We start from the raw sequence: 18,432 nt of genomic DNA, 5'->3' as shown, positions 1-18,432 counted from the left end.
TTAAATTTCATATTTAAAAAGAGTTGATAATTGATTGGTATAATATGGAATTTAAAAGCGTCACGCTGCCTCTTTATTTATAAATGATTATAAAATTAACAATATAATTTAAACGTTATTATAGTTTTGCTATATTTAAGTTCATAGATAGCATAACTATTTTTTTACTTTAAGGAGATTTTAAAATGAACAAGCAACAATTAGCGAGCAAAATTTGAGAATCAGCCAATAAAATGCGTTCTAAAATCGAAGCTAATGATTACAAAGACTATATCTTAGGTTTTATTTTCTATAAATTTTTATCTGAAAACTTTACTAAAAAAGTTGTTGAAGAACTTGGTATTTCTGAAAAAGAATTTGAAGAACAATTAAATGAAGAAAATGTAGATTTAAAAGAATATGCCATTGATCAAATTGGCTATTTTATTGGATATAACAATCTTTTTTCTACTTGAATTAATAAGGGCAATGATTTTGAAATTAATGATGTGAGGGTTTCAATTTCCGCCTTTAACCGTAACTATAATCAAAATTTAAAAAGACTTTACGAAAATATCTTTAATGTTTTAGATACCGGTTTAAGTAAGTTAGGCGAAAATGCAACTAAACAAACTAAAGCAGCAAGAGATTTAATCTATTTAATTAAAGATATTCCAATGAACGATAAACAAGACTATGATGTGCTTGGTTTTATTTATGAATACTTAATTTCTCAATTTGCAGCAAATGCTGGTAAAAAAGCTGGTGAATTTTATACGCCACACGAAGTATCAAAATTAATGAGTGAAATTGTTGCTCAACATTTACAAAATAATAAAGAAATTAAAATTTACGACCCCACATCCGGTTCTGGAAGTTTACTAATTAATATTGGTGAAGCTGTAGAAAAACATGCACTAGATACAACTAACATTCAATACTATGCTCAAGAATTAAAACAAAATACATACAACTTGACTAGAATGAACTTGATCATGAGAGGAATTAATGCTCAAGATATTAAAGTAAGAAATGGTGATACTTTAGAATCTGATTGACCATTCTTTGATAATGATATTAATGATGGTAGTTATGAATTGGTTAGAGTAGATGCGGTCGTATCTAACCCCCCATATTCTCAAACCTGAGATCCAGAAAACAAAAATACAGATGAAAGATTTGCAAACTATGGTTTAGCGCCGCAATCTAAAGCTGATTATGCTTTCTTGTTACATGACTTATACCACATTAAACCTGACGGGATTGTTACTATCGTTTTACCTCATGGAGTTTTATTTAGGGGTGGTGAAGAAGGTAAAATTCGTAAGAATTTAATCGAAAATAATAATATTGATGCAATTATTGGTTTACCTGCTAACATTTTCTTTGGAACGGGTATTCCAACTATTGTTATGGTACTGAAGAAAAATCGTGATAACAAAGATGTGTTAATTATCGATGCTTCTAAAGGATTTATTAAAGACGGTAAACAAAATCGTTTACAAGAATCAGATATTAAGAGAATTGTCGATACTGTAGTCTACCGTAAAGAAGTAGAAAAGTTTAGTCGTAAAGTTTCTCAAGATGAAATTAGAGAAAATGATTACAACTTAAATATTCCAAGATACGTAGATTCATCAGAAGCCCCAGAAAGTTATGACATTTATTCTTCAATGTTCGGTGGTTCACCAAACGTTGAAATCAACGAATTAAAAGAATATTGATTAGAAATGCCTAACTTAAAAAATGATTTATTTACTCCAATTAGTGAAACTCATTCAGTGATTGTACCAGATGATATTAAGTCATTCATTACACAACACAACGACGTTAAGAAATTTATCAATGTTTTTGAAACTAAATTTAATGATTTTGATAAAGTAATGAAGAAATATTTAATTAATTCATTGAATAATTTAGATGAACCATCAAATATTGAACAAGTTTTATCAAACGAAATTTTTAATAGATTAGAAGATTGTGGTTTAATTGATCCGTATAACGTTTACCAACTTTTTAATAATCAATGATTGAAAATTGCTCAAGATTTAGAAGTTATCAAAACCGAAGGTCGAGAAGTGATTACTAAAGTAGTGCCAAACATGGTCTTCAAAAAGAATAAAAAAGACGGTTTAGAATACGAATCACAAGAAGGATGAGTGGGTAAAATTATTCCGTTTGAATTGGCCCAATCAATTATCTTAAAAGAAAAATGAAATTTAATTAATGGACTAGATAACAGATTAGAAGAAATTTCTAGTGAAAAGAATGAAATTTTTGAATCCTTTACTGAAGAAGATAAAGAAGAATTATCTGATGTGTTAAATGAAGAAAACACTGACTTCGTTTCAAAGAAATTCTCAGAGTTGGTGAAAAAATTAGTAAAACTTCAAAAAGAACAAACATTTGAAGAAGATTCTGTAGAATACAGAATTCTTCAATTAGATAAATTAGACAATGAAACTAAAACAATAAACAAGGATTTAAAATCTTTAAAAGAAACTTTAATCTCTGACACTAAAGATATCATTGAACAATTAACGGAAGAACAAATTCATGAATTGTTATACAAAAAATGAATTTCGCCAATTATTGAAGCGTTCATGAAAATTCCGCACGAAATTATTGATAATTTTATCGCTCAAGTAAAAGCTTTACAAGATAAATATGCTGAAACTTTCTCAGATATCGAAAAACAAATCGAAGATACTGAACAAGAATTAATTGGTTGTTTAGATCAATTAACCGGATCAGAAGCTGATATGCAAGGCTTAGCCGAATTTAAGAAATTACTTCAAGGTAAATAGTTTTTAAGTAAAGGATAAAAATATGAGTGAGTTAATACAAAATTCAGTAACTTTTAGTAATGAACGAGAATTTGAAGATGCTTTAATCTCTGTTTTAAGAAAAAACGGTTGAGAAGAAGTGATTGACTATCCTACTGAAGAAGATTTGATTGCTAATTGAGCTAAGATTTTGTTCAATAATAATCAAGGCATCGACCAATTAAATGGTGTTCCTTTAACAAGAACTGAGATGCAACAAATTATTGAACAAATCAATTCTTTAAATTGCCCGAAAGATTTAAATAATTTTATTAACGGTAGCACAGTATCTATTAAACGTGATAACGAAGACGATAAACTTCACTTTGGTAAAGAAGTAAGTTTAAAAATTTACAATCGTAAAGAAATTGCTGCTGGTAAAAGCCGCTACCAAATTGTACGTCAACCAAGATTTATTAACACAAATCCTATTAAACAAGATCGTCGTGGAGATTTAATGTTATTAATCAACGGAATGCCAGTGTTTCATTTAGAATTGAAAAAAACTGGGATTCCAGTAAATGAAGCAACGAACCAAATTGAAAAATATTTAAAAGAATCATTGTTTCGCGGGCTTTACTCGTTAGTTCAAATTTTTGTCTCAATGACTCCGAATGAAACCTATTATTTTACTAATCCTGGTAATAATAAAAACATTGACAGACGTTTTTGTTTTCACTGAGAAGACGATAATAATGTAGTTATGAGTGATTGGAGTAAAATTGCTTCTAGCTTGTTATCTATTCCAATGGCACACAAAATGATTGGTTTTTATACAATTCCTGATGATAGTGATGGAAAATTAAAGGTCTTAAGATCTTACCAATATTATGCTGCTCATAAAATTGCTGATAAAGTAGCTAAACATAATTGGGATGAAAAAGATCCTCGTGGTGGGTATATTTGACATACCACTGGTTCAGGTAAAACCATGACCAGCTTTAAAGCTGCAGAATTAATATCAAGATCTAATGACGCTGATAAAGTGGTGTTTTTGACTGACAGAATTGAATTGGGGACTCAGTCTTTATACGAATATCGTAACTTTGCTGACGATAAGGATTCTGTTCAATCAACAGAAGACACTTATACATTAATTAATAAATTGGTAAGTAAAGACCCCAAAAATTCTTTAATTGTGACATCAATTCAAAAAATGTCAAATATTACTGAAGATAACGCTATTCTACAAGAAAATGAAATTATTAAGATTAACAGCAAAAGATTAGTGTTTATTGTTGATGAAGCCCATCGTTCAACTTTTGGTCAAATGTTATGAAACATTAAACACACATTCCCTAAGGCCTTATTCTTTGGCTTTACTGGAACACCAATTTATGATGAAAACGCTAAACAAGATTTAACTACTGCCAATATTTTTGGTGATGAATTAGATAGATATACTATTGCTGATGGCATTAAAGATAAAAATGTTTTAGGATTTGACACTTATAAAGTAGAAACGTTTGCTAAGCAAGATTTAAGAGATGCTTTAGCTAAACAAAAATTACATATTGGCAATATAAGCGAAATTTATGCTGATGATAAAAAACTAGACATTTACGAAAAACAGTATAAAAATATGGATATTTTAGAGGTAGAAAAAGAACTACCTTCAGTCCAATATAACATTGATGAACACAGAATTGCTGTTGTAGACAATATTAATAAAAATTGACAAAATATCAGTGAGAATAGTGTTTTTCATGCAATTTTAGCTACATCTAGTATTCCTGAAGCCATTAAGTATTATCGTTTATTTAAAGAACGGACTGAATTAAAAGTAACTGCTTTATTTGACAAAAACATTGATAATAAAGGCAATGATGGTGAACAAGGTGCAATCTTTAAAGAAGATGGTTTAGTTGAAATTATTGAAGATTACAACGCTCAGTTCCAACAACAATTCACAATTTCGACTCACGATAAATTTAAAAAAGATGTAGCGGCTAGATTAGCTCACAAAAAGCCATATGAACAAACTAATTTTACGGTGAACAAACAATTAAATCTTTTGATTGTAGTAGACCAAATGTTAACTGGGTTTGACTCTAAGTGAGTAAACGCTTTATATTTAGATAAAGTTCTAGAATATGAAGGATTAATTCAAGCTTTTTCTAGAACTAACAGAATTTTTTCTGGAGCGAAAAATAAACCATTTGGAGTTATTAAGTATTATCGTAGACCAAATACAATGGAAGAAAATGTTAAAGAAGCAATTTCGTTCTATTCTGGAGATAGACCAATTGATTTATTGGTAGATAAACTGCCGATTAATATTGATAAAATCAATGACACTTTTAAAGAAATCGAAACTTTATTTAGATCATCAGGTGTAGATAACTTTGAAAAATTACCAGAAGATGAACCAGATAAAGGTAAGTTTGCCTCTCTGTTTAAAAAATTAAAAGAATACATAGATTCTGCCAAAATTCAAGGATTTGAATGAGATAGTGATAACACCATAGAATTAGAAGATGGTACTATAGAACTTAAATCTTGTAATTTAAATGAAGACACATATTTTGCGTTAATTCAAAGATACCAAGAGATTGCGTGTGACATCAGTAATAATGAAAAATCTGATGAAGAAAAAGAACAACTATTACCATATGACATTGATATTCATTTAGTAGAATATGAACTTGGTCAAATTGATAATAAATACATGGAAAGTCGTTTCCAAAAATATTTAAAAGATTTACGTTCTGAAAAAGATTTTAGTGAAACCAAAGAACTATTGCATAAAACTTTTTCTACATTATCTCAAGAAGACCAAAAAATTGCAGAAATCTTCATTCATGATATTGAAACTGGAGAAGCTAAAATCGTGGAAAATTGAACGTTTATAGATTATATTAACGACTATAAAGTAAAAAAACAAAACACTTATCTTAATCAATTGTTCGATGCGTTTGGTTGTGATATTAAACAAGTGGATCATTTAATTAAATTAGGAGTTAATGAATCTAACATCAATGAATTCCAATGATTCGACAAAATTAAAGAAACTATTGATATTGAAAAAGCTTGTATTTATTTTGAAAAAAGTAAATACGAAAAAATATCAAACTGAAAAGCTAAAATTGAAGCAGTAAAAACAATCAAAGAATTTATTTTAAGAAGAGGATTTAAACTTTATTAATTATTAATAAATGTAAAATATTGCAAAAGCTTATAAAATTCCTTGCTTTAGTCAAGTTCTTTATTCAATTTAAATAATAATTGCAACACTTAATATATAAAACTGCCTTCATAATTGCATAGTCAATTATGAAGGCTTTTTACCTGTAAAAACACATTAACTTATTAATAAAAATTAAAATTATTGATAGTAGTTCAAAATGTTTGTAAAACAGCAAAACCTGTTTTAGGTTTCTTCTCATTTTTGTTAATTGAATTATAAAATATTAATGGAAATATATTAATACAATTTGCGATGGTTTCATTTCCTTGTGATGCGTAGACCCGCCACATTAATAGTCGCATTGAAAGTTCATTCGTTCGGGAATGAGCTTTCTTTTTTACGTATTTTCTTAGAGCACTGTTAAAGTTTTTTGAAATATTGTTGATATAAATGAATCTTCTAAATTCTATTGGAATTGTTAATAATAATATTTCTTCAAGCGATCTTTCAATAGTCATGGCAGCAGATGGCAGTTGTTTGCCAAACATTTCTTTTAAAGAATTAAAAGCAAAATCGGCCTCAGCTATAGTATCTGAGCAACAGATTTTTCTTAGTTGTTTTAAGAAAATTTTGCGGTATTTGGCTAGCACGCTAGTCATAGCATTTCTAACTTTATGAATTACACATTTTTGAATTTTAGCATCTTCATAAACAGTGTGAATTATATTGTTAATTCCAGAGAAATCATCACAGATAATTACTGATGGATTAGACAATCCTCTATCTTTTAAACTGGTTAAAAATGTGTTCAAGCGTTAGTATCTTCACACCCTAACGCTTTTAATCCTAAAAGTTTTTGTAGCCATTGTTATCGACACCAATATCAGTAAATACCGCTTTATCAAAGGATTTCTTCTTAAATAGACGTACACTTTCTCCTTCAGGTCTGCAACTTAAAACCCCTCTTGTTTCATCGCTATATCATTGTTTGACTTGTAATAACAGGCATCTACAAAAACATATTGGTATTCATCGGTAATTGGAAATCTGAACTTATATAAATATTCAGATTTAACTTTCTTGTTAATTCTATCAATCGTAGAATGACCGATAGAAATTCTTGTATGTTGATGGACAATTTCTATGATACCATCTCATGAAATAAAATTCAAAATTAATAACGCAACTAACTGCTCAAAATCATCGCAGTATGTTTGTCATTTATCTAACATGTAATTGATTTGTTTAACTCCACGAATTTGTGGAATTTTCAATTTTAACATTCCATTCAATGTATAAAGAATTCTTTCTTTGTAACCATTGTTTGAGTAAGTTACTTCTTTAAGTTTTGTATATTCAAAAACTCTTCTTGCACATCAATTAGATGTTGATTTAAGAATTGTCCCAAATCTGTAATGGGATTTGTAATTTTTTTAACATTTTGTTAGTTTCCCTTTATAAAAATTGAGATTCTAATAATGTGTTCGTTAATTTAATCATAAAATAAAAGAACCTTTCTCAAATGAGAAGATCTCTTTACAGACATTTTGGACTACTACCAAAGTTTTAGACTACATAAAAATGATACTAGAGCAAAATTCAATTGTCTTTTTAAATAATGATGGCATTGTTTTAGACTACATAAAAATGATACTAGAGCAAAATATAAGTAAAGTATTTTTATATATTTTATTTGTTTTAGACTACATAAAAATGATACTAGAGCAAAATGCTCTCTAATAATGTTATGATAAGCCCCAGGTTTTAGACTACATAAAAATGATACTAGAGCAAAATACTTTTCTTAACAGAAAAGAGAAATAATATGTTTTAGACTACATAAAAATGATACTAGAGCAAAATTAGCGAGTGGAGATGGTTTTTTCAATAAGTGTTTTAGACTACATAAAAATGATACTAGAGCAAAATAGATACCTTGGGAATTAAATGTACCGTCATGTTTTAGACTACATAAAAATGATACTAGAGCAAAATGTCAAATGAAGAAAAAAATCGTTATTTTTTAGAAAAATCGGCAATTTTCTTCATTTCACTAATAAATTTTAATGATTCTAATGATCATAAATCCTTTTTATATTCATAAATTTTATTATTAGTTAAAACTATTGAAGACTTTAATTCTCAATAATCAATTAATGAATCTTTATCAGAAAATTCGAAACATTCTTGTTCATTAATTATAGTAATTAACTCTAGTTCATCAATTGATTTAATAATTTTTAAAAAGTTATCAGTTATAAAAATAAAATTATTTTTATTGAGATTATTTATAACATCTTGTACTTCTAAATCTAAAAAATTATCAATGATAAATAATTTTTTAGTTATATAAAAGTCGTGCTCTAGAATGAACAAAAAATCATATTTATTAATAAATCCGGTATTTTTAGTTTCAAACAATAATGACACTATTTTATAAACATCACCTTCGTTAGTTTCTAATATCTCTTTTTGATATTTGTTGTTAATAACATTGCATATCAATTCTTGATTATTCGTGTCGATTAATGGATATTCATCTAATAATTGGATAATATCATTCATTAATTTTGAATTTTTAGAAAAAACTAAAAGTTCTGATCAAGTTGTTAAGTTATTAATATAAATTATGTCTTGTTTCTTTCATTCATGGTTATCTATAATGAAACTAGTTTCATTGTTTAATAACTCTCTTGTTAATTCTGGATAAGCATTAAAGAACACCTTAATACCATCGAATTCCATTTCATAAATTTTATGCTGGGTTTTAATTTTTAACATTATATTTTTACGTACCTTCTTTGATCATTATAGATTTCATCATTTGTTTTAGAACCTAATAGAAATTTCATATTATCGTATTGTTTTTCTGTAATTGCAAACATTCTTACATTACCAGTAGTTGGCAAAAACTTTTTTATTTTATTTACTTCTTGTTCGTATTTTGATTGAGAATTAATACATTTTACGTAAACAGAAAATTGCATCATGGTGTAACCATTTTTCATAATATTTTTTCTGAATTTGTCGTACTCACGTTTTTCTTCATTAGTTTCCATTGATAAATCAAAGCACAAAATAATTCTCATATGTTTATACACACTCATATAATTGATCAAAATTTAATTCAGGAAATTCGGTTTGATTAATTAATGCATCAATAAATTTGTCAATCGCATTATTGATGTAATGCTCTAATCCGTTTAATTTAATTTTAGAATTAAAAAATTCAATAATTTCTTGTTTATCTAAATAGAAATTTTCTGTATTTTTTAAAAATAGTTTGTAAACAATAATATCAACAATAATTCTAAACGGTTCCATTAGATCGCTAGCTAACGCAAAGAAATTATCAAACGATTTATGAAATAACGAAATACGCGGATCTAAACCTTTTTTAATAATAGAACGTGTAAAGTAACCACGTAATACTGTATATCCATAATTTAGTAAAGAGTTTACATAATCTTCTTCATGTCTTTTGAAATTAATTCCATAAACATTATGTCAATATATTTTGGCAGCATGTCCTTCACGGTTGGTTACATCGAATTCTGTGACATTATTCATTAAATTAACTAATTCTCAAAATGCTTCTTCTTTATTCAAAACGTTTCTAAGAAAATTGGCTTGATTATTAATTTTTGCTTTAATTATTTGTTTTCATCAATATCCTTTATAATTAGAACGCCAATTTAATTGTTCTTGAAAAATTTTCAATGAATTATAATTTCCCGAAATAGGAAGACAAATACTGGCGGGCTCATAAGAATTATTACAAAAGATGATTAAAATATTATTTTCAGTAAGTTTATTAATTAATTGTGACGTAATTGTACATTTGTAATTATTGACTAATAAAACATCAATATCACTAATTGGAATTCTGATTTTATTAGTTTCTGTTTTAATTAAAAGATTGTTTAAAAAAAAGATGCAAACTTTCACCATTTTCTATTTCAACAATTTTTCAACCCATATTTACCTCGTTTATTTAATGGCGTAAAAAATCCTCATCGCTATGCAATGAGGCATTTTAGGCATAAAGCCTTTTTTTGACCTAGTATCATTTTTATGTAGTCTAGATATGAAGGTCAAAGTTCATATCCACATATATTATACAATAATATTTTTCAATATTATTAGTTATCATTTAAAAAATCTATTAACTTAGTTTCTTTATAAATATTTCCCAATGTATCCATTTCTACTAGTGCATAATTTTTTATAATTGTAGAAATAGATATTTGGATTTGATCTCTGTATCCGTAAGATTTATTAGATTTATCCAAACATTTTAATTCTAATGATTGTTTAGTACCGCCAGAAACGTAAAATAAAATATTATTTTCTAAATTTCTTAGTTTAAAACCTTTATTTAAAACAATGAATTTATTTTTATTTATAACTTTAAATTTATCTAATAACTCGTTTAGTTTGGAAATATCAATAGATAATTTACCTTTATCATTTTTTAATAAGTAAATGTTGATTGGTACTAAAACAATCTTTGAATTGTTATCTTGATAAACGCGATAGTTCAATGCAGTTAATGATGCTCTGCAAGACTTTTGGTTCCCATTATTTAGGAACAAAATTTCATGTTTAGGTTTCTTTTTAGTGTCTATATTTTTTAATTTAGAAATTCTTGTTCCACTAGGAAGAATAATAAATTTTGGATTATATTTTTTTTCTGAATCTAACTTAAATTTTTCGCTAAAATGTTCTCTCATGTATTGAATGAAACAATTAGTTGTTTTATCTAAATCATAATAAAAATTAAAAATTTCTCTTAATTCATTAAATGTATTATTGTTTCCGTTTTGATAAATTGATAATTTTTCTAATTTTTTTATATCTTTATCTGATGAAGGTCTAAAGAACGGCAGCAACTGATTATTTTTGGCTTGCAGTAAGTTAATTCGTTTTGCATAAACCGTATAGTATTCATCGTCTGTATTTTTGCTCACTGAATAAATTGTTTCATCAGAAAATGTCATATTATCTTTTAATGTTATAGGTCTAGAAAATTTTATCTCTTTTGATGTAATTTTATTTGTTAGACTATCCTTAAATTGTTTTAAGTTTTCAAACTTAGAAAAGTTTACTAGCATTTCTAATATATTATCTTTTTCAGAAATATCATTTTCTTCTGAATTTATATTTGTGTATTTTGTTTTATTGATTTTTTCTGAGAATAATTTTTTAGATAGAATTCTTTGAATATTATGATTAGAACCCAAAAAAGCGATTATAGCAGCGTCGATAGCGTGATGTTGATATTCATCACGATCTTTGATAAAATTATTCGATTTATCAATTTTATTTAAAATATTACATCTTGTATAATTGGTCAATTGCCCCTTAATAACATTTACAACGACATTAGGATAAAACTCTTTATGTTCTTTCACATTAAAGAATTCTTGTAAAGTATTTAACACTAAGGTTGTAGCATATCTAGTATCAGATAAATTTCTACCAATAAATCCTAACGTATTTATAGGCTCTGTATTTAATAAACGTTTTTTCTTTTCTTCAGAAATTGTAGATTTTTTTTCTTTGTTTTTACGGTTTGATAAATCTTCAACTCTAGATTTAAATTCTAATCATTGTTCTCCTGTTAATCAGTCATAAGGCATTCGATCACCTTTTATTGAGTTATTTTCTTTACTAGTTAGAGCTTTATTATTAAATGAATCATCCCCCGATTTAGATAAGGGTAATATATGATCTACATCATATGCTGCTCTGTCTCCTACGAGGACATCATAATCAATATATTCACCTGTATAAATGTCACGTCTGTCTTGATCGTATCACAATTTAATTTTTAATTTATCTTTACTATTTAAACGATTAAATTCTTCTTCAAGCTCATTGTTTGATATTTTTTTGTTATTTTTGATTATGTCTTCTAATTTACTTTTATTACTATTTGTAATTTGTGTTTCTTCGTAAGAGTTTCTTCCTCTAGCCATTTCTATAGTAATGTGTGATAAATTATATTCTTTTCCATATTTTTTTATAATTGTATTTAATACTTTTAATGATTGAATTAATGCTCTTTTAGCTGTTGGTGATATTATTTCATTACTAAATAAATTTTCTGGTAAATATTTAGAATTTTTATGTAATTCAGGGTTATTTGTTAAGTTTGTTTTATTTTTAGTATAAAAATATTCAGAAGAATTAATGTTATTACGAATACCGGAATTATCAATAAATTCATTCATAGCTTTAATTGATAATCCGTGTGTTTTATTTATTTCGTTTTTTAATTGTTTAATTAAAGTGTCTAAACTTTTTTCTGTTACTTCTGTTTTTATAAATTTTTTTATTTCTTTTTTACAATTTTCTTTATCAAAATATTCAAATCTTACAATTTCGTAAATATTAGAAACATGTTGTCTTAAAACAGGATTAAAATAATCAGAATTATCGATATCTTTATATAAATTATTATCTTTAATAAAGCTAAGGATAGCGTTGAAGTTATCTAATTTAGTAAATAAAAATTCATCATTATCAAAATTAACTCTACCACCTGAAATATCTTGTTCATTGACTTGTAATACATTAGCTATTTTTTTTAAGTCAATGTTTTTTTCATCATCTTTACCTTTGAAATTTTTAAAAGCTTCATTTAACAAATAACGTTTGTCTTTTTCTGATAATTTATTTTTTTCTGGATATTCAGAAGAGCGAATGGTTAAATTATTCAAATCATTAATTAAATTGAATAGTTCTGCAACTGGTGATTTTTGACCAGCTCTATATTCATTAGAATAAACAGAACATTTACCAATTGTTTTTTCTCAAACAGTTTTAGGAAATTCGCCTTGTTCGTTTTTGAACAAAGGATCAAATCTCCCTCACTTAGTAGGCGTTTGTTCATTTCCTGGACCATCTTTAAACGATCTTATTCTATTAAATAGCATTAGATATTCTTTTTTAAAATTATCGTTCAAATGGTTTTTTTCTAAAAAGTGTTCAACTTCTTTTAATCACTGCTTATGCGAAAAACTTTTAGTTTTTTCTGAATTTTTATAAAATTCATATTTATTATTAAATTCTTGTAATTGGATAGATGGAAATCTTTCGTCTGTATTTGGTTTTATTTTTTTATTAGGTTCGATATTTTCATAGAAATAACCTCTATTGTGTAAATAGTGGTATAAACATCTTGCAATTTCCATATTGCTTAGATTGCCTTCAATTAAGCCTCTAATTTTTACATCCAAAATGTGTTCTTGTTCGCGACCAATATAAGCGGTGTTAATTAGTTGAATAAAATCCTCTTTTTTATCCGATGCTAAAATTCTGTATTTTTTCATCAGTTTTAGAGTGTCAGCTTTTCTTAATTGCTGTCTTCAAATAAGTCTTCTGTGCGCCCTGTGTTCTCTTCTGTTACCAGAAGCTAATTTACCATCGCTAGGATTGGCAATATCATCAAATAATCTTGAGCCTAAGTCTAATGTGTAACCATCTTCGTCTACGATGGCTCAACCAACAGAAGTGGTTCCAATATCTAAACCAATATTAATGTTAGGTTTCATCATATTTACTCCTTTTTTAAAATTGACACCTATATTTTAATTCCATTTTAATAAAATCCTGTAATTACTAATTTTAAAAATTAGTTAACTAAATTTATCTAATCTGTTACGTAATATTAGCTATTTAAAGATAAAAAATTAGATATTTCTTAAAAAATGTTTATTAGAAAGTATGAACAGTTTTAGAATAATATATGATTATTTTTATTTCTTCTCATTAGGACATTTTCGCGATGAAACAATTAAGCAAAAATTTAAAAATTAGTTTTGCTGCGCTTGGTGTAGCGTTAACAGCTACAGCGATTGTAGTACCATCTGTAGTTTGTACACAAACTAACCACGTACAAGCTAAAGTACAACAAGACAGTAACTGATTAAGAATGGCTCAACCAGCTGATTTCTTCTCATTTGGCGGTTTCTTTAATCATGTAAAGAGTGAATGACACCACTTTACTAGTGAAGTGCACCATGATTTTGATAAAACTGCAACAACAATGAAACAACACTTCCATAAATTACAACAAGAAATTGCTATTAAAAGTGTTGCTTTAAAAAACTCATTTAATCATGTAGAACATGAATTCCAACAATGATTCAAACAAGCACCGACTGAATTTGAACACGCTAAAACAAGTATGGCCCATGAATTAAATAGAATGAGTCAACAAACAGCTGAATTATTAAAATCTGCTGAAGCTGCAACTGTAAACTTTGCACAACACGCTCCAGCTGATGCACACAAAACAATTGAACAATTAAGAACTTCAGTAAACAGTATTTTAACGAATTTAGGTTTAAACAGTGTTGCTGGTTTAAAACACGATGGTCACGTTATTGCTCGAGCAACAAAAGCTGAAGCACAACATCTTGTAAACCAATTAAAGAGTTTAGTAACTTTCTTTAAAGATTTACAAAAATCAGTTCAAAACGCTTCATACGATCGAACAAGTCAAGTATGAACTTTACCATGACAAGTAAACCACGACAACAAAACCATTATTATTCCGTTAAAATTCTTTAGCTTAACTAATCACGTGTTAAGTCAACAACAAAAGAACCAATATTTATTAAATGATTTTGCTAGTGTAATTAATAGATTAGACTTACTAAATGTTTCTCATACAAAATTAGCAGATTTAGGTACTGTATTAACTTTAATTAAAGAATTTGATAACAAAGAAGTTGTGAAGAACAACTACTTTGTTGAAGACATGGGTAAAGTATTAGAATACTACGATTACATGACTGGACCCAAATCTCCGTTAAATAATACATTTGTAAAAACCGCTGTTAAAGCGTTATTAACAGCTTATCCTGAAGCAGGCGCAATGTTAAGTTTCATGAATTTAGCGATGAATGGTATTAGTCACGGTTTACACTACTATTCTGAAGCAAGCAACGAATTTAATACAATTATGCAAGCTTTAAACCATGATGCAGTGATTAATACTAAAACTGGAACAGTAACTTTCCCAATTAGTTTAGGTTCAGGTGAAACTGCTGCACACGCAACCATTACAATGGATGGTTTCAACAAAGTTAGTGTAAAAGAAGCTAACCAACAATTAGCAAACTGCATTACAGCTATGTTTGATGTATTGCATTTAAGCGTTAAGGGTACTAAATACGTAAACATTCCTCACGAAATTCAAGCTAAAGAAGCTTGAGTACAAAGTTTTAGCACTTACTTAAACCAAAAATTAGTGCAATACGAAAACGGTAATATGTTTGAAGCTTGAATGGCCAATAAAGAATTAAAACCAGTTGTGACACAAATCACTAAAATGGTAAACCAAACAATTAGCGCCATCGACAACGAAATTAATTTTGATCCACAACAAGGCAAAATTGGCTTAACGTTCCAAGTGGGTGAAGGAGTAAACGTTGCTTACGCTCACTTAGACATTTACGGTTTTAATAAATAATTCGTTTAACCTTTTTTAAATAAACAAAAACCTTTGCAGTCTAGATGTGATTGCGAAGGTTTTTATACAGTCTAATGAAAATAACCAGAAACTACTGGTTAATAATAGATGAGAGTTTATGGTTACCAATCGACTTTGTCATACACATAGTTTCACCTGGTATAACTTTAGAAAAATATTTATTACTCTCTTCTACTTTCTTCAAGAAATTTTGTAAAAAATTCAATAAAATAACAATACTGATTACGCTGAGAGTCTTGTTTTTTCTAACCCTCATACGAAAGCACAAGGAGATATCACGGTTAGTGATCAGGTTGGTTATTTCATAACCAACAAATATATGAAAAATTAAAGGAACCGCATGAAGAAAAAACTAAAATGAACGCTAGTATCAGTTTTTGGACTGTTAGGTTTAGCGACTGTAGTGACGCCAATTTTAACGTCATGTAGCAGTGCTACTCAGAGTGATAGTAAAAAAACTCACACTCCAACTGACACTCACCAACCCTCAACAGTAACTCCTGAAACGCACCCAGGCGACAATTCACCTAAAGCACACCCGTCTGAGAAGCAAATTCCAGTAGTTACTAATGGTCATTTATTGAGTGGTTTACAATTAACTGACGGTATTGCAGAATTACCATCAGAATTACCACATACAACCACTTTCTATAATTTAGACCACGACAACCCTGTTTCCATTAATCCTCAAACGCATACTACAACTTGAACTACTGCAGAAGCTCTAAATTATTGAACACAACAAGTAAAAAAATACACGTTGAACGATTATAAACAAGATTTAGAAGCTAACATTCACTACCAGTACCAATTAGAAAACCAATACGGGATTACTTCACAGTGAACTCATTGAAACATTGATACTGATCCTCACCAATTATCTCAAGATTACTTCAGACAGTTTGTAGTTTCTAATATCAGCAATGTTCAAGAAACTCAAGGTAAATTGAGTTATGACTGAGATACTAGTTTAGTGTTCCAAATTGCTGATGCTAATAAAAAAGTGATTGCTCAACAAGTGTTAAACAACCACTACCACATTTATGATTTAGTGTTCACTCCTAGTTTATTGGTCTCTAATAATGAAGTTCATCCGTTCTTAACTCCTAATGCTTTTAAAGCGACTAACGAATTGACTTATTCTAATTTAATAAATGAGCAATTATTAGTACAAAAATCTAACCACATTAATAACTCGTACAAGATTAAATTAATGCCAAGCTTCTTGCAAAATAAAACCAATGATAGCTTCCTTAATTTAGAAAAAACTTTTCCTAAAACTCACGTTATTCAAAGTGATCAAAATATCACTTATTCTACCGCTTTAACTCAACAAATTCAGGTTACTAAACCGGGTTCAGACAAAAAAACTGAACTACAATTACCAAATAATGTTTGGGGTCAACTAACGGTAGCTAACCATAATTTACACGCAGTACCATTACACGTTTATGGTGCATCTGTACAAAACTGAGGTAATCGCAACGACCAAAGTAACATTACTAGTTTCTTAACTAATAACTTTAGCATTTTATATGGTGCTGATATCGCCTTAAATAGTGCTGGTAGCACTTTATTAGATGCTAACGCTTTAGCTGGTATACCAATCCAACCTACGGGTAAAAATAGTTATAATTTTGGTAACATTACACAACTAACTAGTTTAATGACTCCTCAAAAATAATTCAATAAAACATAAAAATCCTGCTAGATTGAATCTAGTAGGATTTTTCCTGCTAATCTTTAAAATAATTTTTTAGATTATTATCTAGTTGTGTTTTGATTACATCATATTCGTATCATTCATCGTCGTTATCGTAATATTTAGATTGGCTTATTAACTCCGCTCATTTTTGTTCTGCTTTAGGAATATTAATTTTTACTAAATAATTAATCATTAACGGATAATCACTGTAATTATGTGCTCAATAATTTTTATTTTCAAAGTCTAATAACTCGTAGCTCAATACACCTGAACCATAATCATGTTTAAAATCTTGAACAGTAAAAAGAATTTGAAAAGATTCTAAATCTTTTCAACCATCTTGTAAATTACTTAAATATGTGTTCAAAACGACCAAGTTTTCTAAAATATCAGAAATTTTATCTTTAGTATCTAAATTATTTCACGATAATAAATGAATTATTTTAGAATTTTCTTCATCAACAAACATGGTTTGTTGGTCTGAAGTATTTAATAAATCTTCGAAATATTTTGGATACAAAAAATCTTCTTTGTTGTTTTTTAAAGAATACGTAATTCTGCACGCTCCACACCATCTGTTTTTATTGTTACTTTTATCAGTATTGTAGATACTTAGCATTTTTTTAATAGATTTTGTGGGTTGAAAATAGTTTCATTCTTCTCAATTAATTTCAGAAGAGTTTTGTTTAATTATTTTGTATTGTCCATTACTATTTACGATTTGTCAGTTAGAATCATTGGCCACAAAATTTGGATAACTATCACCCTTTTCTGCATTAGTTTCAATGTGGCAAATGATTAGGTTGCCTTTTTTATTAGTGCCGCCATGAGCTTTAGGTAAGATGTGGTCAATATTTCAACCATATTTTGATCCTGTTTGTCCGTATGAACCTTTAAGAATAGTTCGACCACTAAAGTCCTTAATTTCTTTTTTATCGCCATATCTTTCTTTTCAAAGATCCATGGCTTTTTCACGATTAATTTCCATATTATGTTTTTCCTTTTCTTTTTGTCAATAATTATATGGCAAAAAGAAAAAGATTATTATGAGTTAAATATAGGTTAGAAGTTTGAATGTAAATTTTAATGAAAAAGAAAAATGACATTATATATAGTTTGACTAAGTTGATTTAATGTGTGACACACTGTTTTCGGAGTTATGTTATGATGACTTTATTTCTTGATAAAATATAAGTAGAAGTTTGAAGTAACTCCAAACACTGTCAATTTATGACTTAAAAAAACTTCTAGAAATATTTCTTATTTACATCCACTAAGAACTTAAAATGGA

At 27.9% G+C, this 18,432-nt stretch carries 11 protein-coding genes and 1 CRISPR repeat array; of the genes, 4 read left to right on the top strand and 7 right to left on the bottom strand.

Features of this window, described 5'->3' with window-relative positions; translation table 4 throughout:
* Positions 1-185: 185 nt before the first annotated feature.
* Positions 186-2,786 (top strand): type I restriction-modification system subunit M, encoded by a 2,601-nt coding sequence (locus ABWU82_RS00500; protein WP_353289554.1) that lies wholly within the window; start codon positions 186-188, stop codon positions 2,784-2,786.
* A gap of 22 nt (positions 2,787-2,808) precedes the next feature.
* Positions 2,809-5,949, top strand: coding sequence for a type I restriction endonuclease subunit R (locus tag ABWU82_RS00495; RefSeq protein WP_353289553.1), 3,141 nt, complete (start codon positions 2,809-2,811; stop codon positions 5,947-5,949).
* Between the two features lie 164 nt (positions 5,950-6,113).
* Here the strand turns inward: ABWU82_RS00495 and ABWU82_RS00490 are convergent, their stop codons facing one another.
* From ABWU82_RS00490 to cas9, 6 genes are all read right to left on the bottom strand, one after another.
* On the bottom strand, positions 6,114-6,743 hold the full coding sequence (locus tag ABWU82_RS00490) for a transposase (RefSeq protein ID WP_353289552.1): 630 nt from the start codon (positions 6,741-6,743) through the stop codon (positions 6,114-6,116).
* A 141-nt stretch (positions 6,744-6,884) separates the two neighbouring features.
* The gene (locus tag ABWU82_RS00485; protein ID WP_353289551.1) at positions 6,885-7,214 is read right to left on the bottom strand and encodes a transposase; all 330 of its coding nucleotides are present in this window, start codon (positions 7,212-7,214) and stop codon (positions 6,885-6,887) included.
* Positions 7,215-7,494: 280 nt separating this feature from the next.
* A CRISPR array of direct repeats spans positions 7,495-7,926; the repeat unit is 36 nt; unit sequence GTTTTAGACTACATAAAAATGATACTAGAGCAAAAT.
* A 21-nt stretch (positions 7,927-7,947) separates the two neighbouring features.
* A complete protein-coding gene (locus ABWU82_RS00480) occupies positions 7,948-8,712 on the bottom strand; it encodes a hypothetical protein (RefSeq protein WP_353289550.1) in 765 nt (254 codons plus the stop codon).
* On the bottom strand, positions 8,712-9,020 hold the full coding sequence (gene cas2 / locus ABWU82_RS00475; protein ID WP_353289549.1) for a CRISPR-associated endonuclease Cas2: 309 nt from the start codon (positions 9,018-9,020) through the stop codon (positions 8,712-8,714). The genes ABWU82_RS00480 and cas2 overlap by 1 nt, the downstream gene beginning before the upstream one ends.
* A 4-nt stretch (positions 9,021-9,024) precedes the next feature.
* Complete coding sequence (gene cas1, locus ABWU82_RS00470; RefSeq protein WP_353289548.1) at positions 9,025-9,882, bottom strand: type II CRISPR-associated endonuclease Cas1; 858 nt, start codon at positions 9,880-9,882, stop codon at positions 9,025-9,027.
* A gap of 191 nt (positions 9,883-10,073) precedes the next feature.
* Positions 10,074-13,268, bottom strand: coding sequence for a type II CRISPR RNA-guided endonuclease Cas9 (gene cas9, locus ABWU82_RS00465; RefSeq protein ID WP_353289547.1), 3,195 nt, complete (start codon positions 13,266-13,268; stop codon positions 10,074-10,076).
* A 455-nt stretch (positions 13,269-13,723) separates the two neighbouring features.
* Here cas9 and ABWU82_RS00460 point away from each other — a divergent pair, with 455 nt between their 5' ends.
* On the top strand, positions 13,724-15,415 hold the full coding sequence (locus tag ABWU82_RS00460) for a hypothetical protein (protein ID WP_353289546.1): 1,692 nt from the start codon (positions 13,724-13,726) through the stop codon (positions 15,413-15,415).
* A gap of 361 nt (positions 15,416-15,776) precedes the next feature.
* Positions 15,777-17,120: a hypothetical protein gene (locus ABWU82_RS00455; protein WP_353289545.1), complete on the top strand. Its 1,344-nt coding sequence runs from the start codon at positions 15,777-15,779 to the stop codon at positions 17,118-17,120.
* Between the two features lie 52 nt (positions 17,121-17,172).
* Here ABWU82_RS00455 and ABWU82_RS00450 read toward each other — a convergent pair whose 3' ends face one another.
* The gene (locus ABWU82_RS00450; RefSeq protein WP_353289544.1) at positions 17,173-18,129 is read right to left on the bottom strand and encodes an HNH endonuclease domain-containing protein; all 957 of its coding nucleotides are present in this window, start codon (positions 18,127-18,129) and stop codon (positions 17,173-17,175) included.
* Positions 18,130-18,432: the final 303 nt, after the last annotated feature.

Source organism: Ureaplasma ceti, assembly GCF_040369755.1.
In the GTDB taxonomy this organism is placed as follows: Bacteria; Bacillota_I; Bacilli_A; order Mycoplasmatales; family Mycoplasmoidaceae; genus Ureaplasma; species Ureaplasma ceti.
The sequence above is the reverse complement of the archived record's forward strand: the minus strand, read 5'-3'. Positions and strand labels throughout refer to the sequence as shown.